22 protein-coding genes and 1 pseudogene are annotated in these 21,066 nt (G+C 60.3%); 5 read left to right on the top strand and 18 right to left on the bottom strand.

Annotated elements, in window-relative coordinates; genetic code table 11:
• The first annotated feature begins 157 nt into the window (after positions 1-157).
• From flgK to DFR37_RS02075, 4 genes and pseudogenes are all read left to right on the top strand, one after another.
• The gene (gene flgK / locus DFR37_RS02090) at positions 158-1,807 is read left to right on the top strand and encodes a flagellar hook-associated protein FlgK (RefSeq protein ID WP_113931583.1); all 1,650 of its coding nucleotides are present in this window, start codon (positions 158-160) and stop codon (positions 1,805-1,807) included.
• 53 nt (positions 1,808-1,860) lie between these two features.
• Complete coding sequence (gene flgL, locus DFR37_RS02085) at positions 1,861-3,420, top strand: flagellar hook-associated protein FlgL (protein ID WP_113931582.1); 1,560 nt, start codon at positions 1,861-1,863, stop codon at positions 3,418-3,420.
• A gap of 148 nt (positions 3,421-3,568) precedes the next feature.
• A pseudogene (locus DFR37_RS02080) lies at positions 3,569-4,765 on the top strand (methyl-accepting chemotaxis protein); the annotation flags it as partial.
• Between the two features lie 5 nt (positions 4,766-4,770).
• Positions 4,771-5,256, top strand: coding sequence for a hypothetical protein (locus DFR37_RS02075; protein ID WP_113931580.1), 486 nt, complete (start codon positions 4,771-4,773; stop codon positions 5,254-5,256).
• 85 nt (positions 5,257-5,341) lie between these two features.
• On the opposite strand, the gene fliR is transcribed toward DFR37_RS02075, so the two are convergent.
• The 13 genes from fliR to fliF are packed head-to-tail and all read right to left on the bottom strand — an operon-like array spanning position 5,342 to position 16,372.
• Positions 5,342-6,130, bottom strand: a complete 789-nt coding sequence (fliR, locus tag DFR37_RS02070) for a flagellar biosynthetic protein FliR (protein WP_113931579.1) — start codon at positions 6,128-6,130, stop codon at positions 5,342-5,344.
• Between the two features lie 37 nt (positions 6,131-6,167).
• Positions 6,168-6,437: a flagellar biosynthesis protein FliQ gene (gene fliQ / locus DFR37_RS02065; protein ID WP_113931578.1), complete on the bottom strand. Its 270-nt coding sequence runs from the start codon at positions 6,435-6,437 to the stop codon at positions 6,168-6,170.
• Positions 6,438-6,446: 9 nt separating this feature from the next.
• Complete coding sequence (gene fliP / locus DFR37_RS02060) at positions 6,447-7,232, bottom strand: flagellar type III secretion system pore protein FliP (protein ID WP_113931577.1); 786 nt, start codon at positions 7,230-7,232, stop codon at positions 6,447-6,449.
• An 18-nt stretch (positions 7,233-7,250) separates the two neighbouring features.
• Positions 7,251-7,595: a flagellar biosynthetic protein FliO gene (gene fliO, locus DFR37_RS02055; protein WP_113931576.1), complete on the bottom strand. Its 345-nt coding sequence runs from the start codon at positions 7,593-7,595 to the stop codon at positions 7,251-7,253.
• Positions 7,596-7,597: 2 nt separating this feature from the next.
• Positions 7,598-8,137 carry a flagellar motor switch protein FliN gene (gene fliN, locus DFR37_RS02050; RefSeq protein ID WP_113931575.1) on the bottom strand — a complete coding sequence of 180 codons (540 nt, stop codon included), beginning with the start codon at positions 8,135-8,137 and terminating at the stop codon, positions 7,598-7,600.
• On the bottom strand, positions 8,130-9,140 hold the full coding sequence (gene fliM / locus DFR37_RS02045) for a flagellar motor switch protein FliM (RefSeq protein ID WP_113931574.1): 1,011 nt from the start codon (positions 9,138-9,140) through the stop codon (positions 8,130-8,132). The genes fliN and fliM overlap by 8 nt, the downstream gene beginning before the upstream one ends.
• Entirely contained in the window at positions 9,141-9,629 is a 489-nt protein-coding gene (locus tag DFR37_RS02040) for a flagellar basal body-associated FliL family protein (RefSeq protein ID WP_113931573.1), read from the bottom strand.
• A gap of 52 nt (positions 9,630-9,681) precedes the next feature.
• On the bottom strand, positions 9,682-10,998 hold the full coding sequence (locus tag DFR37_RS02035; protein WP_113931572.1) for a flagellar hook-length control protein FliK: 1,317 nt from the start codon (positions 10,996-10,998) through the stop codon (positions 9,682-9,684).
• A gap of 14 nt (positions 10,999-11,012) precedes the next feature.
• Complete coding sequence (gene fliJ / locus DFR37_RS02030; protein WP_113931571.1) at positions 11,013-11,462, bottom strand: flagellar export protein FliJ; 450 nt, start codon at positions 11,460-11,462, stop codon at positions 11,013-11,015.
• Positions 11,455-12,927 carry a flagellar protein export ATPase FliI gene (fliI, locus tag DFR37_RS02025; protein WP_113931570.1) on the bottom strand — a complete coding sequence of 491 codons (1,473 nt, stop codon included), beginning with the start codon at positions 12,925-12,927 and terminating at the stop codon, positions 11,455-11,457. Before fliI ends, fliJ begins: the two co-directional genes overlap by 8 nt.
• Positions 12,924-13,682 (bottom strand): flagellar assembly protein FliH, encoded by a 759-nt coding sequence (gene fliH, locus DFR37_RS02020; protein ID WP_113931569.1) that lies wholly within the window; start codon positions 13,680-13,682, stop codon positions 12,924-12,926. Before fliH ends, fliI begins: the two co-directional genes overlap by 4 nt.
• Positions 13,675-14,676, bottom strand: a complete 1,002-nt coding sequence (gene fliG, locus DFR37_RS02015; protein WP_113931568.1) for a flagellar motor switch protein FliG — start codon at positions 14,674-14,676, stop codon at positions 13,675-13,677. Before fliG ends, fliH begins: the two co-directional genes overlap by 8 nt.
• The gene (gene fliF / locus DFR37_RS02010) at positions 14,666-16,372 is read right to left on the bottom strand and encodes a flagellar basal-body MS-ring/collar protein FliF (RefSeq protein ID WP_113931567.1); all 1,707 of its coding nucleotides are present in this window, start codon (positions 16,370-16,372) and stop codon (positions 14,666-14,668) included. Before fliF ends, fliG begins: the two co-directional genes overlap by 11 nt.
• 340 nt (positions 16,373-16,712) lie before the next feature.
• Here fliF and fliE point away from each other — a divergent pair, with 340 nt between their 5' ends.
• A complete protein-coding gene (gene fliE / locus DFR37_RS02005) occupies positions 16,713-17,045 on the top strand; it encodes a flagellar hook-basal body complex protein FliE (protein WP_113931862.1) in 333 nt (110 codons plus the stop codon).
• Positions 17,046-17,146: 101 nt separating this feature from the next.
• Here fliE and DFR37_RS02000 read toward each other — a convergent pair whose 3' ends face one another.
• From DFR37_RS02000 to fliD, 5 genes are all read right to left on the bottom strand, one after another.
• The gene (locus DFR37_RS02000; protein WP_113931566.1) at positions 17,147-17,437 is read right to left on the bottom strand and encodes an EscU/YscU/HrcU family type III secretion system export apparatus switch protein; all 291 of its coding nucleotides are present in this window, start codon (positions 17,435-17,437) and stop codon (positions 17,147-17,149) included.
• Positions 17,434-18,765: a flagellar hook-length control protein FliK gene (gene fliK, locus DFR37_RS01995; RefSeq protein WP_113931565.1), complete on the bottom strand. Its 1,332-nt coding sequence runs from the start codon at positions 18,763-18,765 to the stop codon at positions 17,434-17,436. The genes DFR37_RS02000 and fliK overlap by 4 nt, the downstream gene beginning before the upstream one ends.
• A complete protein-coding gene (locus DFR37_RS01990) occupies positions 18,762-19,103 on the bottom strand; it encodes a flagellar protein FliT (RefSeq protein WP_113931861.1) in 342 nt (113 codons plus the stop codon). Before DFR37_RS01990 ends, fliK begins: the two co-directional genes overlap by 4 nt.
• Positions 19,104-19,188: 85 nt before the next feature.
• Entirely contained in the window at positions 19,189-19,626 is a 438-nt protein-coding gene (gene fliS, locus DFR37_RS01985) for a flagellar export chaperone FliS (protein WP_113931564.1), read from the bottom strand.
• Positions 19,623-21,011: a flagellar filament capping protein FliD gene (gene fliD / locus DFR37_RS01980; protein WP_113931563.1), complete on the bottom strand. Its 1,389-nt coding sequence runs from the start codon at positions 21,009-21,011 to the stop codon at positions 19,623-19,625. The genes fliS and fliD overlap by 4 nt, the downstream gene beginning before the upstream one ends.
• Positions 21,012-21,066: the final 55 nt, after the last annotated feature.

Genomic DNA, 21,066 nt, shown 5'->3' with positions numbered 1-21,066 from the left:
TCGCGGGGGCAGGCCTTGTGGCGCATAGAGTGATGACAGTGAGCGGGACCTAAACAATTCCGCCAAGCTGCCGTAAATACTGTGGATGGTCTTTCTTTTTTTGTAAGCCCCATTTTGCAGGGCCGCGGCGTTACTTGAACCTATCAACGGAATATCGATGAATTTAGCAAACCTTGGTCTCTCGGGCATCAATGCCGCACAGAATCGCCTGCAAACCACCGGCCACAACATCAATAACGCGGCAACCGAAGGCTATAACCGCCAAAGCGTGCTGGTGTCCACAGCAGGCGCAACGCCTACCGGATTTGGCTTTATCGGCCGCGGCGTGCAGACCGACAGCGTCGAGCGTGCCTATAACAATTTCCTGTCGCGTCAATTGGTCAATTCGCAAAGTACGGGCGCGTCCATCAGCGCATACGGCAACGAGATCGTGCAGATCAATAACCTGTTTGCCGACCGTACCGTAGGCATTACGCCAGCCCTGCAGAAGTTTTTCGATGGCATCCAGGCCGTGGCCTCCTCGCCCGCCGATCCCGCCGGACGGCAGGAGCTTCTGGGCCGCTCCGCCAGCCTGGTGGGCCAGCTCAACGACGCCAACGCGTTCCTGGATGCCCAGCGCAACAATATCAACACCCAGGTTTCGACTGTCGTCACGCAGGTCAACAGCTATGTGGAGCGCATCCGCGACCTGAACCATCAAGTCGTCGTCGCCAAGGCATCCAGCTCGGGGCAGCCGCCCAACGATTTGCTCGACCAGCGCGACCAGGCTGTTTCCGAACTGAGCCAATTAGTCGGCGTGCGTGTCCTTGAACAAGACGGCAGCGTCAACCTGACCCTCAGCAATGGCCAGGTGCTGCTGGGCGGCGACACTGTGTTTCCTTTGCAGGCCGTTCCGGCGGCCAACGATCCCACTCGCACGGTCGTTGCCTACTCTGCGTCCACGGGTGCCGGTAGCACGACTCTGGTCGAGATGGACGACAGCAGCATTTCGGGCGGCACCTTGGGCGGCCTGCTTTCATACCGCAACACTACCCTGGATTCGGTGCAGAACGAATTGGGCCGCCTGGCCGTGGGCGTTGCGCTAAGCGTCAATAAGCAGCATCAGGCCGGCTTCGATCAAAACGGCAACGCCGGTGCCGAGTTTTTCAGTATTGGCAATCCGAAGGCATTAAGCAGTATCGACAACAAGGGCTCGGCCACCGTGACTGCGTCGTTCAGCGATGCCAATGCCCTGACCGGCCAAGACTACAAGATCACGTTCAATGGCGCCAACGATTACACGGTAACTTCTGTGCCCAACGGCACTCAGGTTTTCCGGGGCGACCTGAGCACACCGCAGGAAATCGGCGGCATGCAAATCCAGGTTGCAGCCGGTGCGCAGGCCGGCGATAGCTGGGCATTGCAGCCGACCCGCAGCGCCGCGGGCGACCTCAAGCTTAACCTGACCGATCCCGCCAGCATTGCGGCCGCCGGTTCGGCCATTGGCGATGCCGACGGCGGCAATGCCTTGCTGCTGGCCAAACTGCAAACCGAAAAAGTGCTGGGCAACGGCACCATGGGGCTTAACGAGGCGTTCTCGCAAATCGTCAACAAGGTTGGGGTCCAAACCCAGCAAAACGGTACGTCGGCCAAGGCGCAAGCCACCTTGATCCAGCAGAACTATGCAGCGCAGCAAGCGGTAGCCGGTGTCAACCTGAATGAAGAGTACGTAAACCTGGACCGTTCGTTAGAGCAGTTCCGGGCTGCGTCGCGGCTTATCGACGTCAGTTCAACCTTGTTTGATACGTTGCTGGGAATGCGTGCATAGTGTGTTGACAGGATTCTACAACTCGTCCGGCAAATTATTCTAAGGTTGTTGTCATGCGTATCAGTTCCAATCTGTTTTTCCAGACCGGGCTTAATTCCATTAATGCCCAGCAGTCCGATCTTATGCACTTGTACCAGCAGATCGGCAGCGGCCAGCGCATGGTCACTCCGGCCGACGATCCTTTGGCGGCGGCGCAGGCCATCAATATCGGGCAGGCCCAGGCGCTTAACAAGCGTTTCGCCGACAATCGCGAGGTGGCCAAGAACAGCCTGGGTATCGAGTCCAATACGCTTGATTCGGTAACCACGCTATTGCAGGACGTCAAGACGCGGCTGATCGAGGCCGGCAACGGCACGATGTCGGATGCCGACAGGGCCACTCTGGCCGGCGTGCTGAAAAGCTCGAAAGAAACTTTGCTGGGCCTGGCCAATGCCAAGGACGGCAATGGGCAGTACTTGTTTTCCGGCCATGCCGGGTCGCAGCCGGCGTTTGTCACGGACGCCAACGGTAAAGTGACTTATAACGGCGACGCCAACCAGCGTCTGATCCAGGCCGACCAAACCCGCCAGATCGCGGGCAGCGACATCGGCACCGATATCTTTATGCGTGCAACCGCGGGCGCGCGCGATTACGTAACCAGCGCCGATGCTGGCAACACGGGAACGGCGCTGATAGGCAAACCGGTGGTTACCGACTCTCAAGGCATCAACGTTGGCAAGACATTCGAGGTCGAGTTCTCCAACTCAGCCGCCGTGCCACCGGTTTTGCAATATACGATTACGGTCAAGGACATCAGTGGTGGCACCACGGTAGGTACGCCGGTCACAGCAGACTATGTGACGGGCACAACAAGCCTGAATCTTGGTGGCGGGGTGCAAATCGACTTCTCTGGCGCTCCGGCCGTGGGCGACAAGTTCTCTATTCAACCGGCCAACGCCGGATACGTGACGACTGTGCAGAAGGCGGATCCGCTCGGCACTTTAAGCGCCGGAAATACAACGGTTACCGATAAGACGGCGTCTTATTTCGGCAAGCCGTTCACCATCGACTATAGCGGCGGAACCGTCGGCGATCCGTTTACCGTTACGTTCTATTCAGACAACAGCCTCGCTACGCCGCTGGGCACGACTACCGGTGCCTTTGCTGTGGGTACAGTTGCTATTCCCGGCGCGGGGGTGAGCCTGGATATCGCGGGCGCGGCAGGCGCCGGCGACAAGGTCACCGTTCAGCCTGGACAGCCTACGGAGTTGAACATCTTCGATACCCTGGATGGCGTCATCAAAGCCCTGACCGCTCCCACAGAAGGCGACGCCGTCAAGACAACCGCCATGCTCAATACTCTGGGCGGGGCCATTCAGCGCATCGACCTGAACTACAACCAGGTGCTTACAGTCAATTCCTCGCTGGGTTCGCGCTTGAACGAGATCGATGCCATCGGCGGCAACGGCACCTTGCGCAATCTGGGCTATACCTCGCAGCTGTCCAGGCTGGAAGATCTGGACTACTACACCGCGACGGCGCAATTGCAATTGCGCCAGTCCGCACTTGAAGCGGCCGCCTTGGCATTCAAACAGCTTCAGGGAACAAGCTTGTTCAACATGGGTTCTAAATAAAATGCAATCGACGCGCGCGCAGCTTAAAGTCAGCTTGTTTTTGCTGGTTCTGCTTTTGTCCATTTCGACCTTGCTCGCGGCGGGCCTGGGCTGGTATAGCCTGCCGGAAGGCGGGGGCGACAGCCTGGCGCAGACTCGATACGCTTTTGTGGCCCTGGCTGTATTGTCAATAGTACTGGCGCTGCTTACCTGGGTGATACTGTCGCGCAAAGTCTGGCGGCCTCTGAAGCAGATCGGCCAGTATTTCGACCGTATTTCCGTGGGCGACCTTACTCAAAGGGTGGAAGCCGCCAGCCAAAGCGAAATCGGCGCCCTGTATGCCGCGGCCAAGCGCCTGCAAGAAAACCTGAGCCGCAATGTGGGCGCGGTACGGGCAGGGCTGGAGCGCATCAGCGTGGGAACGCGCGATATTGTCGTTGGCAATACCGACTTGAGCAGCCGCACCGAACAACAGGCGGCGGCATTGCAGCAAACCGCGGCCAGCATGGAACAGCTTGCCAGCACGGTCAAGCAGAACGCGGATAACGCCCGCCAGGCCAATCAATTGGCGGCCACCGCTTCCGAAGTGGCGCTGCGCGGAGGCAGTGCGGTGGGCGAGGTCGTGTCCACCATGGAAGGCATTTCCGCCAGCTCTCGCAAAATATCCGATATCGTAGGCGTTATCGACAGCATTGCCTTCCAGACCAATATCCTGGCCCTTAATGCCGCGGTCGAGGCCGCCCGGGCAGGCGAGCAGGGCAAAGGCTTTGCCGTGGTCGCGGCCGAGGTTCGTGCCCTGGCCCAGCGCAGCGCGAATGCGGCCAAGGAAATCAAGGGCCTGATCGACGACTCGGTCAAGAAGGTGGCCGAAGGCTCGCAACAGGTCGAGCACGCCGGTGCAACCATGCAGGAAATCGTTTCGTCCGTTGCGCGGGTTACCGACATCATGGGTGAAATTACCGCCGCCACCACCGAGCAATCCAGCGGCATCGAGCAGATCAATCTGGCGGTAACCCAGATGGACGGCGTTACGCAACAGAATGCTGCGCTGGTTGAACACGCGGCTCGGTCGGCCTCCGAATTGCAAGAGCAGGTGGGGCAGGTCAGCACTGCTATTTCGGTCTACAAGCTTTCTTCGGGCAACAAGGTCATTGACGTGACGCCAAAGACCCCAGCCCCCGCAGCCGCCGCTGGCCGCGCTGCACCTTTGGGACGCTCAGCATTGGCCGGCGCGCCGGGCAGCGCTGCGCTTCCCAGGCCCGCCGCAACCCCCGCCCTCGACAAACCAGCGTCTGCAGCCCGTTTGACAGGTGGTGCGACGGCCAGGGACGCCACGAATAACGACGGCGACTGGGAAGAATTCTAAAAATCATGAAACATTCGGCCAGAACGGTAGGGCGTTTTTCGTGGCGCCTGGCGACGGCGGGCGCCGCATTGGCCCTGTTGGCGGCATGCAGTACAACCGGCCAGTCGTTCGACTCGGCTGGCTTGTCCAAAATTGTCCCCGGCACTACCACCTTGACTCAAGCCGAGGGGCTACTTGGTGCAGCGCCAACGGATATTTATCGGCAGTTGGACGGCTCGCTTACCGCGCGCTGGGCCCAAAAGTCGTCGGTGCTGACCGATGCCATTTACTTGCGTAAAGAATTATGGCTGAGGTTCGACTCGTATGGGCGTTTCGAACGGGTGGTGAACAGCGTCAACGTGATGTCCGAACCCGGCAAACCGCCCGCTGCGCCAAACACGGTCCCCGGTCAGAACGCTCAGGCCGCGAGCCCGGCGCCCAACCCCCTGGCCGATACGTCGGCCAAGAGCATCGACAACACCGTCGTCAGCTATCCGTTGTCGGCTGAATAATCTGGTCGAACCCTGGACAGCGGCGTCGATGCTCGGGCCTTTGGGCTGGAGCCGTTCGCCTAGTATTCGAATTGACAGGCCAGCGCTAGCCGCCGGCCAGCGCTTGCGTCAGGCGGCTCATGGCCGCATACCCCGAATCAAATAGCCGGGTCAGGAACGGCGAGGTTTGCGGCAGCACGACCATAAGCAGGATCAATCCGGTCGTGAGCGAGATGGGAAAGCCCACGGCGAAGACTGAAAGCTGCTGCGCGGTGCGGTTCAGTATGCCCAGAGCAAGGTTGATGGTCAGCAGCACAATGATCAAAGGCAGGGCCAGCAGCATGCCGCTGGTCATGACCTGGGAGCTCCATTCGAACAGCACGCTGAAGCCGTCGGTATTCATGGCGTGTGCGCTGATGGGCAGGACTTCAAAGGTGCGCAGCACGCCGGCCAGCATTAGCAGATGGCCGTTCAGTGCCAGGAAAAGCAGCGTGGCCACGACATTCATGATGCGCGCCAGCACGGCGGTGTTGGCGCCGGTGGCCGGGTCGAAGAACGAGGCAAAGGAAAGCCCCATCTGCAGTCCGATGAATTCTCCGGCGGTCTGCACGGCGGCAAACACGATGCGCATGGTCAGCCCCAGCGCAATGCCTATCAATACTTGCTGCAGCGTAATCCACAGGCCTTCGTACGAGGCGGGTGCAACGGCGGGCATGGGGCCCAGGCTGGGCGCTATGGCAACGGTAACCATGGCCGCAAAGCCGACTTTGACGCGCAATGGAATGGATGCATCGCCCAGCACCGGGGCCGTGCCCATCAGCGAGAGGATGCGAAAGAACGGCCAGAGAAATGCCGTGATCCAGCCGTAGAGTTGATCCAGTTCGAATGAAACCATGACTTAGTGCATGCGGGCCGTTTGCCTTGCCCTGCGCTCAGGACACCATGCCCGGAATTTGCGAGAACAGCAGGGTCATGTAGTCCACCATGGTGCTGATGAGCCAGGGCCCCAGCAATACCAATGCGGCGCCCACCGCCAGCAGCTTCGGAATGAAAGACAATGTCATTTCATTGATCTGCGTTGCGGCCTGGAAAATACTGATGAGCAGTCCGACGGCCAGGGTAACCATCAGAAGAGGGCCGGCCATGATCAACGCCACTTTCATGGCGAGGTAAGTCATGGACATCACGGTTTCTGAAGTCATCGCATCGCCTTATTGGTAAAAGCTTCGCGCCAGCGAGCCAAGCAGCAGGTGCCAGCCGTCGGCCAGCACGAACAGCATCAGCTTGAACGGCAAAGAAATGGTAACGGGCGGCACCATCATCATCCCCAATGCCATCAGCACGCTGGCAATGACCAGGTCGATAATCAGGAAGGGGATGAAAATGGTAAAGCCGATCTGGAAAGCGGTTTTCAGTTCGCTTGTGACAAAGGCGGGCACGAGTACGCGCAAAGGAACTTCGTCCGGGCTTTGCAGTTCGCCAATATTGGCCATGCCGGCAAACAAGGACAAGTCGGTTTGCCGCGTTTGGTGCAGCATGAAGGTATGCAGGGGCTTGATGCCGCGGTCCAGGGCCGTGTCGAACGAAATCGTTCCGGCGTTCAGCGGCTGGTAGGCATCGGTGTATACCTGGTCGAATACCGGGGACATGGTGAACAGCGTCAGGAACAGCGCCAATCCGATCAATACCGAATTGGGCGGCGAGGCGCCCGTTCCCATGGCGTTGCGCAGCAGGCCCAGCACAATGATGATCCGGGTAAAGCCGGTCATCATCAGCAGGATGGCCGGCAAGAACGACATCATGGTCAACAGCAGCAGGGTCTGTATGCTAAGCGAGTAAGTCTGGCTGCCGTTGGGGCCGGTGGTCGACGTAATTGCAGGCAAGGCCGCCTGGGCCAGGCTGCTTGCAGGGTAGGCGGCCACCAGGAAAATCAGGCCGAAGAATATTGCAATTCTGAACGGCGGCGGCAAGCGGCTGGCGAAGGTAAAGGCATTCATGGTTGGTGATGCGTTGCGTCAGGCGCGGCGGCGGGACAACACCCGTGTAAGCGAACTCGCAAATGAAATCGGTTCGGCGGCGGGGCGGTCCGCTTGCTTTAATCCTGGCGCGGGCGAAGGAGGCATGGTGTGCAGCAGCGTCACCTGGTTGCCGGTCACGCCGATGACCAGCCTGGCGTCTTCGACCTCGACGATGGAAACGTAGGCGCGCCCGCCCAGGCTCTGGGTGCCGGCAAGCTTGATGCTTTGGCCTTGCGCTGCGCGCAGCCAGCCGCTGCGGCGCGTGATCCAGGCACAGGCCAGGATCAGCGCAACAATAATGAACAGGCTGGTTATCAGGCGCAGAATGTCGGCTTCGATCATGTTTAGCGGCGGCTGTTCAGTCGGTTCAGCCTGTCTGACGGCGTGATGATGTCGGTCAGGCGTATGCCGTACTTGTCTTCGACAACCACCACTTCCCCTTGGGCGATAAGGTAGCCGTTAACGAAAATATCCATGGGTTCGCCTGCCAGTCCGTCCAGCTCGACGACCGAGCCCTGGCCCAGTTGCAGAATATTCTTGATGGTGAGCTTGGTGCGTCCCAGCTCAACCGACAACTGCACCGGAATGTCCATGATCAAGTCGATATCGCTGTCGCCTTCGGCGGCGCTATCGACCAGCGGCTGGAAAACATGTGCGGCGGCGCTGGGGGCGGCGGGCGCGGCGGTATCTTCGGGTGCGGGTCCGATGGCCGCGGTTTGTTCGGCCAGGGCGCTGGCCCAGTCGTCCATGTCCTGCTGCAGGCCGTCGGCCTGATTGGCTTGCTTGGTTTGCGCCGTCTGCTCGGACAGGGCGGCAGCCCAATCCGCGTCCGTGGTTTCCGGCGTCTTGCTTTCTTTGTCGGCGTCTTGGTTTGGATCAGTCATGGTGAGTCGCTTTGGTTGGTTCGATTTCAGAGTTGGCCAGCATTTTTTGCACGCGCAGCGCATAGCGCCCGTTGTGCGTACCGTAGGTGCACTCCAGGACGGGGACTTCTCCGGCGCGGGCGGTGATGACAGGCTTTATGTCGATAGGCAATACATCGCCAACCTGCATCCTGAGCAGTTCGGCGATAGAAGAGGGTATGGTTGCGAATTCGGCGGTCAGCTCGACGTCGGCGCTGCGAACCTGGCGAGAAAGCTGGTGCATCCAGCGCTGATCCACCGCTTCCATGGTGTTTTCCTGCAATGGCCGCGTAAGCAAGTCGCGCACGGGTTCTATCATGGAATAAGGCAGGCAGATATTCAGGTTGCCGCCCGATGCGCCCAGTTCGATATTGAACGAAGATACGACCACGATTTCGTTGCCGCTGGTAATGCTGGCGAACTTGGTGTGCATTTCCGAGCGGATATATTCGAACTCGACCGGATACACGCTTTGCCAGGCTGTGCCGTAGCTGTCCAGCGTTAAATTCAGCAGACGGCGGATGATGCGCTGTTCCGTCGTGGTGAAGTCGCGGCCTTCGACGCGCGTGTTGTAGCGGCCGTGGCCGCCGAACAGGCTGTCGATAACAAGAAAGACCAGGTTGGGGTCGAAAGTGAACAGCGAAACACCGCGCAGAGGTTTCATGCTGACCATGTTCAGGTTGCTGGGCACGGGCAGGTTGCGTTCGAAATCGGAGTACTTCTGGACTTTGATCGCCGACACGGTGATGTCGGCATTGCGACGCATGAAGCTTAGCAAGGTAGAGCGCATGCGCCGGGCGAACCGCTCGTTGATGAGTTCGAGCGTCTGCATGCGGTGGCGCACGACGCGATCGGGGGAGCTAAGGTCGTAGGGCCTGACGCCGTTGGTATTTTTGGCCGCCGCTGGTGCGCTGTCGCTTTCGCCCGTTACGCCCGCCAGCAGCGCATCGACTTCATCTTGCGAGAGAAAGTTCGAGTACGGCATTTATTGGACCACGAACGCGGTAAACAAAACGCTGGAAATGGCGGGAGCGGCCAACTGGCTATCGTAGGGAGCTTTAAGGGCGGCAAGTACGTTATTGGTAAGCTGCGAGCGGCCTTCGGTGCTTTGCAGGCTGATCGCGTCGTATCGAGCCATCTCGGCCAATACGCGGCTGCGGACTTCGGGCATGTAGGTTTGAAGCTGTTGGCGCGCTGTGTCGTCCATCACGCGCAGGCTGATTTCAGCGTACAGGATGCGGTTGGCACGTGGTTCGTTCAGGGTAACGGTGAAGGGTTCAAGAGCCAGGAAAATAGGCTTGGGCACTACAGGCGCCTGCGGCTCGACGGCCAGCGCTGGCTGTGCTCCCAGCAAGCTGGGGCCGAACTGTTTCAGCAGAAAAAATGTGCTGGCAATGCTTATCCCGATGATCAGAACTATAAGCAATATGGTTTTAATGAGCTTCGAGGTGTTTTTTGCTTCAGGGGTTGCCATGGTTTCTTCGGGATCGATTCAAATGGTTCTTGGACTGTAGGTGCTGCCGGCGTTATGCGAAGGTGTCTACCAGCGAATTCGGATTCTGGGTTGCGCGTGCGCCGGCCTGGGCGACCGCGCTTTCAAGGCCGTTGGCGGCACCGGCGCTTGTGGAGCGGCCTGTGTGCTGGCCGCTGGCCTGGAATGATTGCTGGAAGGCGGACTGTTGCTGGCCTTGGTCGCTTACGTTGGCTTGCCCCAGGGAAATGCCTGCCTGCGCCAATTGCTGCTGCAATTGAGGCAGGGCATTTTCAATGGCGCTGCGTACTGACGCATGAGCGGAAACGAATACCGCATGGGCGACATTGTCATTGATGTTGATGGTAATGCGGATAGGCCCCAGTTCGGGGGGATCCAGGCGCAATTCGGCGGTTTGAGGCTGGTTGCCCGCATTCTGCGACAGCATCACGAATTGGCGGCCGAAGTCGCTGGGCCATTGCGGGCTTTGCAGCGGAGCGGAAATTCCCAGGCTGGCGCCGGTAAACATAGCGTTGCCGGCGTTTTGTGTCTGGGGGGCCGCGCCTGCCAGGGCCGAGATGTCATACGTGGGCGGGGTACTGAGAGGCGTTGAACTTATGCTGTCCGGCAGCGCCGCGGCGGTGTTTGCCGCGGCGATTGCGCCAAGCGCGTTCTGGGTGGAAGTGGGGACTTGCTGTGCGGCCTGGCCGGCCGGCTTGTCGACCGCTTGTGCGCCCGCGGCCGACGCGCGTACAAGCTTGGTTGCCGTACGTGCGCCGGGGGCGGCGGCTTCGGTCAGCGCAGGGTTGGCTGGTGCAAATTGCTGTGCGCCCGCGCCCGCGACGCTGAACCGCGCGGAAAGGACGGCTTCGCCGCCCACGGCCTGAGGGTCGGCCTTGGCGGGCGTGTCGCCTTGCGCTGGCGCGGCCTTGGCGAGCAGGGTGGCCAGATCGGCTTTGCCGCGTTGTAAAGCTTGCGTTGGCGCCTGCGCGGCCAAGTCCGAGTCTTCAGACGGCTGTGCCGGGCCTTGCGCTGTTCCTGCCAGGGCGTGGGCGGCAAGGCTAAGCGCGATCTGCGGCAGAGACAAACCTTGTTCGCCCGCCAGTTCGGACAGCGCGGCGTCGCTTGGGGCGTCTTCAGCGCCGGCCTTGTTCTTGGCGGACGGTTCGGCTTTGCCCTTTACGGTTTGCCCCGTTGCGCCGCCGGCGGCCGGGTGGGTCTCGGTGCGGCCTTGTTGCCCGATGGCGGCCTGTTGATCGCCCAGCACATGAGAAAAGCTGGCGCCGCTTTCAGCGTCGCTGGAATTGCCGGCCGCCCGCCCCGCTTGCGGGGAGGGGCTGGAAAGCGCAGCGGCGATTGTCGGTGTGTTCATGGCTGGACTCGAAATTAATGTAGGTTGCCGGTTCGGCGAAAAATATTGGCTGAAATTTCGTCGTTGGCGCGTTGTTCGTTGCGGTTGTCAACGACACGCTGCTGTTGTTTTTTCCTGGCTTGCAGCGTTTCAAACGAGCTAAGGCGGCGTTTTTCCGCATACCAGTGCTTTTTGCCGGCCTCGATTTTCAGGTCGATATGTGCCACCACTCTATTTTGCTGTGAAATGGCCTCGTCCAAAGTGGCGATAAACTGCCTAAAATTATGATAGTTCGAGGCCGACATCCCCGATTCCGTGGATTTCATCAGTCTCTCGGCGTAATCCTGGCGATAAACATGCAGGGTGGAAAGCTGTTCTTGCGCATTGCGCCGTTCCGCTGTCAGAAGCTGCAGTTTTCTTTCCGCCTGCTCGGCCTGGTTCAGGGTAAGCTCGATGAGCGTGTCGAGCGGATTGGATTTATGCATGGACGGCTCCCGGGTCCGGCTTTTCGTGGCCCAGCACGGCAGCCAGTTCGCCGGTGGCGCGTGCATAGTCGATGCGGCTTTCTATGCCTTGCTGCAAGTACGCTTCCAGCCAAGGGTATTTTTCGATCGCTTCGTCGATGTTCGGGTCGTTCCCCATGGTGTAGGCGCCCACGGCAATCAGGTCGCGGTTGCGCTGGTAGCGCGACAGCATTTTCTTGAACTGATGCACCATGCTGAATTGTTCCTTTGGAACAATGGCGGACATGACGCGCGAGATGGACGCTTCGATGTCGATGGCCGGATAGTGGCCGGACTCAGCCAGGCTGCGCGACAGTACGATGTGTCCGTCAAGTATGGCCCGGGCCGAGTCGGCAATCGGGTCTTGCTGGTCGTCGCCTTCGGTCAGCACGGTATAGAAGGCCGTGATCGAGCCCGCGGGCCTGCCGTCGACGGATGCGCCGTTGCCGGCGCGCTCGACCAGCGCCGGGAGTTTGGCAAAAACCGATGGAGGATAGCCTTTGGTGGCGGGCGGCTCGCCGATGGCCAGCGCTATTTCACGTTGCGCCATAGCATAGCGGGTAAGCGAATCCATGATCAACAGTACGTTCTTGCCCTGGTCGCGAAAATGCTCGGCAAGGCGGGTGGCGTATACGGCGGCCTGTAGGCGCAGCAAAGGCGACACATCGGCCGGCGCGGCGACGACGACAGAGCGCTTCAGGCCTTCGGGTCCGAGATTGTGTTCGATGAACTCCTTGACTTCACGGCCGCGTTCGCCGATGAGCCCGACGACGATGACATCGGCGGCGGTATAGCGCGCCATCATGCCCAGCAGTACGCTTTTCCCGACGCCCGACCCGGCGAACAGGCCCATGCGTTGCCCGCGTCCGACGGTCAACAGGCCGTTGATGGCACGCACTCCGACATCCAGGACCGAGTCGATCGGCGCCCGGGCCAAAGGATTGATGGCCGTCGCGCTGAGCGGAGCCGGTACGACGTTGCGCAAGGGGCCCAGGCCGTCCAGGGGCTGCCCAGCGCCGTCCAGCACGCGCCCCAGCAAAGCGTCCCCGACCGGCAAATGGCGGGTTTTGGTGGTGATGGGGTTCTCGGCCACAGCATACAGGGGCAAGTCGATGGCATGCCGCAATCCGGCCTCGACCGGCACGACGCGTGCGCCCGGGGGCAGGCCCGAGATATCGCTTTGCGGCATCAAGTACAAAGTGTGGTCATTAAAGCCAACGACCTCCGCGTCCGCCCAGCTATCTTGGCTGGGCGAAATTTCGATCTTGCAAGCCGCGCCGACGGCCAGGCGCAGTCCGGTCGCTTCCAGTACCAATCCCGTTGCGCGCGTGATCCTTCCTGTCGTGTGCCAGGACTCGGTGCTGGAGACCCGGCTTGCGCCGATATCCAACTGCGCCCGCCAGCGCTGAGCGGCGTTGGCAAGCCGGCCGGCGGGCGCGCCGCTCATGGAGCGATTTCCCAGGCGCCGGGCAAGCCCAGTGCGGATGTAACGCGTTTCCAGCGCGTTTGCAGCGTGGCGTCAATATTGCCCAGCAGGGTTTCGGCGGTGCAGCCGCCGCGCAGTATGGTTTCGTCGGCGATCAGACGCCATTTGGCGGCGCCCGGCTCATCGGCCAGGTGCTCTCGTATCAGTTGCAGATCGTCCGGGTGCACGCGCAGCTGCAGGGTACCGTCCTGGCCGCTTTCCAGATACAGGATGTCCCGTACGGTATCGAGGATTTTTTCCGGGTTGGCCTGCAATGTGCTGCGCACTACTTGTTGCGCAATATTGATGGCCAGGCCGATCAGCGCCTGCCCCACGTCGTTCTCTATAGTGCTTAGCGACTGGGCGCATGCCGAAGCCAGGGCGCCAAGTTGCTGGGCTTCTTGCTTGCTAAAGTCCAGGCCTTGCGCATGGCCGGCCTGGAAGCCCTGGTCGCGGCCTTGTTTGGTGCCGGTGTCGAGCCCTTGGGTCAGGCCGGCGGCGTAGCCTTCGGCGTGGCCCGCCGCGTAGCCGGCATCGTGTCCCGCGCGCTGGGCCTTGACACGAATAGAGCGGCCCAGCTCTTCGAGCTGAGCCACGACGTCGTTGGGCAAGGCGGCAGGGGCATTGCCTGTTTGCTCGGCGGCCGGGGCGGGCGGTTGCGCGACAGTGTCCATTTCCCAACGCCGCCAACCCAGGTTGGCGTAGGGCTGCGAAGATGCCGGCTTGTGTTCAGACATATTCGTCTTTTCCAAGACCGCCCAAGGTAAATTGACCGGTTTCGGCCAGGCGGCGGGCTACTTGCAGGATGGCCTTTTGCTCTTCTTCCACTCGGGACATGCGTACCGGGCCCTGGGCCTCGATATCGTCGCGCAGCATTTCCGCGGCGCGGTTGGACATGTTCTTGAGGAATTTTTCGCGCAGCTCTTCGGCCGAGCCCTTCAGGGCGATCATCAGCGAATCGGTATCGATTTCCTTGAGGATGAGCTGGATGGCAAAGTCTTCGATGTCGATCAAGTTTTCAAACACGAACATCTCGTCGACGATGCGCTGGGCCAGGTCGGCATCCAGATCGCGCAAGCTGGCAATGACGGCTTCTTCTTCGCTGGAGTTCATGAAGTTTAAGAGCTCGGCGGCTGTGCGCACGCCGCCCATCTTGCTGCGCTTGGCGCCTTGGCCGGACAGCATGTCGTTGAGCACATCGGTCAACTCGTGCAAGGCGGCGGGCTGTACTCCACCGAAGGTTGCGATACGCAGCATGACGTCGTTGCGCAGGCGTTCGTTCAGCAAGGCCAGCACGCCTGAGGCGCGGTCGCGTTCGAGGTGGACCAGGATGGTGGCGATGATTTGCGGATGCTCGTCGGCGATCAGTTCGGCAACGCTGTTGGCATCCAGCCAATTTAATGCATCTATACCGTTGGCGCCGTCCCCCGCTTCCAGAATGTCTTCAATAAGGCCCGCGGCCCTGTCATTGCCCAGCGCCTTGTTAAGGACGGCGCGTATGTATTCGTCGGAGCCGACAGTAACCGCCATGAATTGGTCCGCCTCCTGGCGAAAGCCTTCCAGGACTTCGTCGACGTCGTGCCGGGTAATTTGCTTGAGATTGGCCATGGCCGCGCCCACTTGCTGGACTTCATGGGCGGACAGGTACTTGAATACTTCGGCGGCGGAGTCTTCGCCCAGCGACATCATCAGAATGGCGCAGCTCTCGAGGTTGGGATTCTTACTTGCCATTTTTTTCCATCCAGGAGCGCAATACCATTGCCACGGCGCGCGGATCTTTTTCAGCCAGATTGCGCGCCACGTTCAGGTTGTCTTCGTAGCGGCTGATCTCCGAGGCCCGCTTGGCCGCGATTGCGGCCGCTGCCGCCGCTGCCGCCTGCTCGGACTTCAGTTCGGCGCTGGCAGCAAGCTTGGCGGCGCCGGCCTGGCTTATGTTATTTACCAACGGCTTGACGATTTTCTTCCAGACAAAGAACAGGCCGATGATGATGAACAGGTATTGCGCTAATTGCATGGCTAAAGCCTGGTATTCCGGGTCCTTCCAGATGGGCAGGCTGGCCGCCGAATTGTCGTTGAACGGGCTGTTGATGATACTGAGCGTGTCGCCTCGTTCAGCCGAATACCCCATGGCGTCCTTGACCAGGCTATTGAGTTTTTGCAGTTCGTCGTCGGACACAGGAACGAACTTGCCGTCTTCATTGAGCTGGTGGTTGATGACTACAGCAACCGACAGGCGCTGCAGCTTGCCGGTGGGATCCTTGACATGGCTGATCGTGCGGTCCACTTCATAGTTGATGGTTGCGTTGTTCTGGCTGCTGCTTGGCACGGTGTTTTGTGCGGCATTGCTGCCGGTGCCCAGGGCTGTCTGCGCGGCCGCGGTGTTTGCGGCGTTATTGGCAGCGTTATTGCCGGCTCCGGCGCCGGGCCGGGCGGGCGGCTGCGCCGGTGCTGTGGTGATCGGCGCCGTGGCATTGGCCGGCGGCTGGTTGGTCAGCGCGCCGGGAATGCCTTCGGGCGGCTGGACGCGCGATTGCACCGATGAACTGGTTTGTTCGCTGCGCACAGCGGCTTCGCCCGGGGTTTGATTGGGGCGGTAGACTTCCGATGTTTGCTCGCGCTGTGAAAAGTCGACCTCGGCGCTTGCCTGTGCGCGGACATTGCCGGCGCCGACCAGCGGCGTAAGCAGGGTCATGATGCGTTGCACAGTGCGCTGTTCTACGTCGTGAACAAAGCTGCGTTGCGTACCGTCCACGCCGGCTTCGCCGGTGGGCGAGGTAAGCAGGCGCCCGTTCTGGTCGATTACCGATACGTTCTCGGCGGACAGATTGGGCACGCTGGACGACACCAGCCAGGTAATGGCTGCGACCTGGCCGGCGCTGAGAGTTCGGGCCTGTTGCAAGGTCAGCAGCACCGATGCGGTCGGTGCCTGGCGTTCGCGCACGAACAAGGATTCGCGGGGAATGGCAAGATGAACGCGGGCGGTTTTTACAGCATGCACGGCCTGGATGGTATTGGCCAGTTCACCTTCCAGCGCGCGCTGGTATGTAATTTGTTCGGTGAACTGGCTGGCGCCAAAGCGGGTGTTGTCCATCAGCTCGAAGCCCACTCCGCCGCCGCGCGGCAGTCCCTGGCCCGCCAACTGCAAGCGTACTTCGTGGACCTTGTCTTTGGGAACGAGAATGGCGCTGCCGCTTTCCGAAAACTGGTAGGGCACATTCATTTGCGTCAATGCCGTAACAATGGCACCGCCGTCGCGGTCTTCAAGATTCGAGAACAGCAAGCCATAGGCGGGGGCTCGGCCCAGCAGAAGAAGCACAACGACAACAGCGATCACGGCGGCCGCGGCACCGATCAACACCGGCTTGGGTAGATTGCTTAATTTCTCGAGTGCGGGAAAGCGGGCCAGCAATGCGGCCTGTTGGCTCATCGAGAGCCTCTTGCTGCGCAGGGGCGAAAATACGGCGGTGGCGTAAGGCAGTTCGTGAACAGGTTAGGCATGCGGCGGGAATCAGGTTGACGATATCTTGTGGCCTGAATTATTGCGTGTATCTTTCGGTAGCCAATGGTTGAAAAACGATGGTTTTGGGGCTCAGTTATCTGTAATGGATAGCGTGGTCGCCCATTTGCAATGTCGTAAGAATGGAATAAGCCGGTGTTTTGCCGCTTGATGCGCCGCTTGCTTGCGGGGCGTTTTGGATACAGTACGTTATAGAGAAGGCCGGCATGTTTTGTACTGGCCCGTTTTTCCGCTTTTGTATCCGGACATAATGGCTATTTCACAATTATCCAGTATCGAGAACATGCTTGCGCAGATGCGCGCGGTGGCGCAGGCGGCTTCGTCGCCTTCAATGCGCACCGACGACAAGCCTTCGGTCCAGGGTGGCTTTGCCGCAGAACTGCAGCGTTCACTGCAAAAAGTATCGGCAACCCAGAACGCTGCCACGGCACAGGCCCAGGCTTTCGAGTTGGGAGCCCCTGGCGTTTCCCTGAATGACGTAATGATAGACATGCAAAAGGCGGGCATTGCATTTCAGGCAACGGTCCAGGTGCGCAATCGCCTTGTGGCCGCCTACCAGGAAATCGCCAGCATGCCTGTTTGATGGCGCCGGCTATATACATACATATCAAGCTACATATCAAGCGCGGTTTGCGGGCCTAGCCTGCCTTGGGCCGATGATGCCGCAACGGCATGGGCCTGCAGTCAGGGCTGCTTGAAAGATTCGCCTTCCAGCTTGTAAAGCCAGGCAAGCAGTTCCGCGATGGCTTGATAAAGCTGGGGCGGAATATGTTGATCCAGGTCTACTTGCATCAGCAGCCCGACCAGTTCGGGCGACTCATGAACATACAAACCATTTTCCTTGGCCGTCCGGATAATGGTTTCGGCCATCGTTCCATAACCTTTTGCCACGACGCGCGGCGCGGTATCGCTTTTGTCGTAGGTAATGGCGACAGCGCCGGGGCGGCCCGCATTGGGTCCGGGGACGGGGCTCATGCGCGTGCCTCCGGCGCCGCGGCAACTTGCTGCGCAGGCTGGTCTTCCGCCGCTTGCTCACGCACGGACAATGCACCGACTTGCAGGCCGCGAGCCAGCAAATGGCTTCGCAATGCATCCTGGTTTTGATCCAACAGCGTGGCCGATTCGGGCGCGACGAGCTGCATGACGATTTGCCGGTCCGAAAGGTTGATGCGTGCCTGGATTTCACCCAGATTGGGCAAGTTCAACGTCAGGCGGGTTGCCCAATGCGAAACGGCTTCTTCGTGTTCCGAGCTGCTGTTTTCGCGTGTCACTTCCCATTGCATGGGCGCGTTGGGCCAGGCTTCGCCGCGCCAGGCGACGGTTTGATTGGCCAATACTTCAAGTTGCTGGCGCACCAGCAAGTGCGTGTCGGGATGCAGTCCTGCAAGAGCGCTGTTCTGGGCGGCACCGGCTTGCGCCGCGGTTGCCGTGCCGGCGGTGTTCGGCTGGGCCGCATCCGCGCCGGAGCGGGGGGCGGCTTCGGCCGGCGCTGGGGCTGCCGTAGAACCTGGATGGGCGCTTGCGTTGCGTCCGGCGTGGGCCTGGGGTTCATTATGCAGGGTGGCGGCATCTTGCGCGCCGAAGGCGACGTTGCTTAGGTGTGACTCGTAGAACAGGCCGCTGTTTTGCAGGGTTTGCGACAGCGCCTGGACGAACTGCGCCGCGGTTGCCGCGGGTGCGTTGGGCACCGCGCCCGGCGGCGCGCCTGCCACGCCGCTGGCTGCGTTGCCGACGGCCGAGTTTGCGGATGGCAGGCCGCCTGAAGGCGCGGAGCCGCCGCTTGGGCCGCCGGCTTGATTCGTTGCTGCCGCGCCCGCCGTTGTTCGTGGAGTTTGCTGCGAATCTTGCGTCGGCGTGCCGGCCTGGGCGGGCGCTGCCTTGGGGTCGGCCCCGGCAAGTGGCGACTTGCCTTTCAATGGGGGCGCGCTTTCGGGGAAACTTTGCAGCAAAGCCAGAATAGCCCTGGCTGCCGATCCCAACGTAGTGGGTGCGGAGGGTGTGCTGGAGGTGGCCGGCTGGTTGCGTCCGGCCAGAATGGACTGCTGCGCATCGAGCTTGGTTTTCTCCACAGTCTGGCGCAGTTGCTGGCCGCTTTGCTCCAGCACTTTGTCGACCGTACTGCGCGAGTCGCGCGCTGTCTGGTTTTGCGCGGGGTCGGGACTAAGCGGCTGCCCCGGCTGGCTGACCGCGTCGGGCCGGGCGCCCGAAGCAAGATTCGTCTGTTGCGAAAGCGTCGTTCCCAGGACGGCATCCAGCCGCTGGACCAGCAAGGTGCCAAGAGCGGAAGGGCCGCCTATGCTCATGAACGCTCAGTACGGGCGGGAGCGCAATAGGTTTCCAGAACGGACTGTTGGCGTTTCATGTTGCCCAGCATCGCACCCAGTCGGCGCAGCTCGGGCGAGGCCAGGTCGCGGATGCGGGCGTCGTCGTCCAGGATTTTGGTGAGCAGGGATTGACGGGCGATTCTGTCGTTCTGATCCAGCGGTGCGAACCTGCGCAACTGCTCCACAGCCTCGTAGTAATTTTTACTGAGCTCAATAACAGTGTCCCAGTCGTTGGAGCGAGCTTGCTGCAACATATGTCCGGATATCTCTGCAATGATTTCGTACTGGCGCAGCACGGGTGCGGAGGTTGGCGTCATAAATTTTTGCCGTGCCGAGGCGACGGTCTTGCTTAATAGGTGAAAACAGTGCAAACAGCGAGGCTTGGCAAGCAAGCCTTGTTCCTTATTGGGATGGAGCGTGCTCGGAGCGGCTTGGGTCGACGGAAATTCGCCATGCGTCGCCGATTTCGGTAAGCAGGCGGTTCGCCAGGTCCAGCTTTTCCAGGTCGGCATTAAGATTGGCCAACAGCAGATTGCGGATGATCAGTTCATAGGTGGCTGTCAGGTTGGTAGCCAGTTCGCCGCCGGCTTCCCGGTCGACACTGGCTTTCAAACCCGAATCGACGATGTCGATGGCTTTTGAAATGGCCGTGCCGCGGCCCTGGATATTGCCGTTCTGCATATATAGCCGGGCCTTGGCGATGGCCGCCTGCGCCCCGTTGAACAGCAGGGTGATAAGGTGCTCGGGACTGGCGCTGAGCACCTGGGTTTCGAGCCCAATAGTGGCATAGGCCTGGGCCGATCGAGGGCGCCGGGCGCCTTGCGGTAAGGAATAGGTCATTTATTGCTGCTATTGTTGCCCAGCATGGAAAGCTGTTGGGTCAGGTAGGTACTGACAGAGTTCATCTGGGCCACCATGGTGTCCAGCGCGGTGAACTGTGCGCGATAGACTTCCATCTTGGAGTCGATGCGCGCCGATGTTGCGTCGTATTGTTTTTTCAGGTCGACAATGCTGCGGTCGGTGCCTTCTTTTGCTGCGTTGATGAGCCCGTCTGTGGCCAAGAAGCTATCGGCGATCGTGGCTATTTTTTTGGTAAGCCCATTTTCGCCGGTAAGCAGATTCTGCACATCCGGCAGATGGTCCTTCAGAGCGGCGGTCAGTTTGTCGTTGTCGATGCTGAGCACGCCGGTCTTGGGGTCGGACTTGATGCCTATCGCGCCCAGGCTGCGTATTGTGCCGGTATCGCCGACGACGTTCAGGACGCTTTGAAACTGGGTTTGTACGCGCCGGGCCAGGGAGTCGCCGGTAAGGGCGCTGCCCTGTTTTTGAGTGACATCGTATGTAGTCAGCGACTTGATCGTACTTTGCAGGCTGTTGTAGGCCGATACGAAAGCGCCGATGGCCTTGGTTGCGGCAGAATCGTCGCGGGAAATCACGACGGTATTGGTGGCGTTGAGGTCTGCCTTGGTCAACGAGAGCGTCACGCCGTCGATGGCATCGGTAATGGTGTTGGCCTGGCTGCTGATGGCAATGCCGTTGATCGTAATGGCCGCATTGGTTGCGGCCGTTACGGACATATTCGCAGCAGGGGGAGTGGTGGCGCTGTCGTAGCCGATGATGCCTTGCAGGGTGCTGTTTCCTGAAACGTCTATGGACGCCACCGAGGCCTTAGTGCCGGTTTTCGTGCTGGTAAGCAGCAGGCGGTGGGGAGTGCCCGAGCCGTCGTTGACGATGGTGGCTTGTACGCCCAGCTTGGGGTCGGCATTGATGGCGCTGACCAGGCCTTCGAGCGAGGTGCTTTTGCCGGCAAGATCCAGCGTCTTTGCCGTGCCGTCGTCCAGGGTGATGGTTATGATGCCGTCAGTGCCGTTGGCGTCGGTGCGGCTGGCCTGCCCCGAAGTAACCAGGGTTTGCGCGGTGGCCAGGGTTTCTACCTTGATGCTGTATTGCCCGGCAATTGCCTTGCTTGAGGCGCTGACGGTCAGGCCGTCCCCGGTGACGCTGGATTTGAGCGCGCCGAATGTGTCTGTGTTGGAAATAGCCGCGCCGGCGGCCTTGAGGGCGTCGATGCTGCTGGCCAGCTTGCTGTAGGCCGACAGGCGGTTCTCGGCCGTGATTTGCTTGGACTGGATAGCCAGCAGCGCGTTGTTTTCGCTGTTGCGCAAGTCGTCAAGCAGCTTATCCAGAGGCAGGTTCGAACCTACGCCGATTGAAGAAATTGCCATTTTAAAACTCCTGATCCATGTATTGTCGCGTAGTCGAAGCAGGTTTAATGTAAGT

The organism is Eoetvoesiella caeni (genome assembly GCF_003315175.1).
Classification (GTDB): Bacteria; Pseudomonadota; Gammaproteobacteria; order Burkholderiales; family Burkholderiaceae_B; genus Eoetvoesia; species Eoetvoesia caeni.
The sequence above is the reverse complement of the archived record's forward strand: the minus strand, read 5'-3'. Positions and strand labels throughout refer to the sequence as shown.

Coding starts and splice junctions, on each gene's coding strand:
- fliO (WP_113931576.1), bottom strand. CDS start 7,595: ATGATCGAAGCCGACATTCTGCGCCTGATAACCAGCCTGTTCATTATT.
- fliF (WP_113931567.1), bottom strand. CDS start 16,372: ATGAGCCAACAGGCCGCATTGCTGGCCCGCTTTCCCGCACTCGAGAAA.
- DFR37_RS02040 (WP_113931573.1), bottom strand. CDS start 9,629: ATGGCAACCCCTGAAGCAAAAAACACCTCGAAGCTCATTAAAACCATA.
- fliR (WP_113931579.1), bottom strand. CDS start 6,130: ATGGTTTCATTCGAACTGGATCAACTCTACGGCTGGATCACGGCATTT.
- fliK (WP_113931565.1), bottom strand. CDS start 18,765: ATGAGCATAGGCGGCCCTTCCGCTCTTGGCACCTTGCTGGTCCAGCGG.
- flgK (WP_113931583.1), top strand. CDS start 158: ATGAATTTAGCAAACCTTGGTCTCTCGGGCATCAATGCCGCACAGAAT.
- fliN (WP_113931575.1), bottom strand. CDS start 8,137: ATGACTGATCCAAACCAAGACGCCGACAAAGAAAGCAAGACGCCGGAA.
- DFR37_RS01990 (WP_113931861.1), bottom strand. CDS start 19,103: ATGACGCCAACCTCCGCACCCGTGCTGCGCCAGTACGAAATCATTGCA.
- DFR37_RS02035 (WP_113931572.1), bottom strand. CDS start 10,998: ATGAACACACCGACAATCGCCGCTGCGCTTTCCAGCCCCTCCCCGCAA.
- fliJ (WP_113931571.1), bottom strand. CDS start 11,462: ATGCATAAATCCAATCCGCTCGACACGCTCATCGAGCTTACCCTGAAC.
- fliI (WP_113931570.1), bottom strand. CDS start 12,927: ATGAGCGGCGCGCCCGCCGGCCGGCTTGCCAACGCCGCTCAGCGCTGG.
- DFR37_RS02000 (WP_113931566.1), bottom strand. CDS start 17,437: ATGAGCCCCGTCCCCGGACCCAATGCGGGCCGCCCCGGCGCTGTCGCC.
- fliE (WP_113931862.1), top strand. CDS start 16,713: ATGGCTATTTCACAATTATCCAGTATCGAGAACATGCTTGCGCAGATG.
- flgL (WP_113931582.1), top strand. CDS start 1,861: ATGCGTATCAGTTCCAATCTGTTTTTCCAGACCGGGCTTAATTCCATT.
- fliS (WP_113931564.1), bottom strand. CDS start 19,626: ATGACCTATTCCTTACCGCAAGGCGCCCGGCGCCCTCGATCGGCCCAG.
- fliM (WP_113931574.1), bottom strand. CDS start 9,140: ATGCCGTACTCGAACTTTCTCTCGCAAGATGAAGTCGATGCGCTGCTG.
- fliH (WP_113931569.1), bottom strand. CDS start 13,682: ATGTCTGAACACAAGCCGGCATCTTCGCAGCCCTACGCCAACCTGGGT.
- fliG (WP_113931568.1), bottom strand. CDS start 14,676: ATGGCAAGTAAGAATCCCAACCTCGAGAGCTGCGCCATTCTGATGATG.
- fliQ (WP_113931578.1), bottom strand. CDS start 6,437: ATGACTTCAGAAACCGTGATGTCCATGACTTACCTCGCCATGAAAGTG.
- fliD (WP_113931563.1), bottom strand. CDS start 21,011: ATGGCAATTTCTTCAATCGGCGTAGGTTCGAACCTGCCTCTGGATAAG.
- fliP (WP_113931577.1), bottom strand. CDS start 7,232: ATGAATGCCTTTACCTTCGCCAGCCGCTTGCCGCCGCCGTTCAGAATT.
- DFR37_RS02075 (WP_113931580.1), top strand. CDS start 4,771: ATGAAACATTCGGCCAGAACGGTAGGGCGTTTTTCGTGGCGCCTGGCG.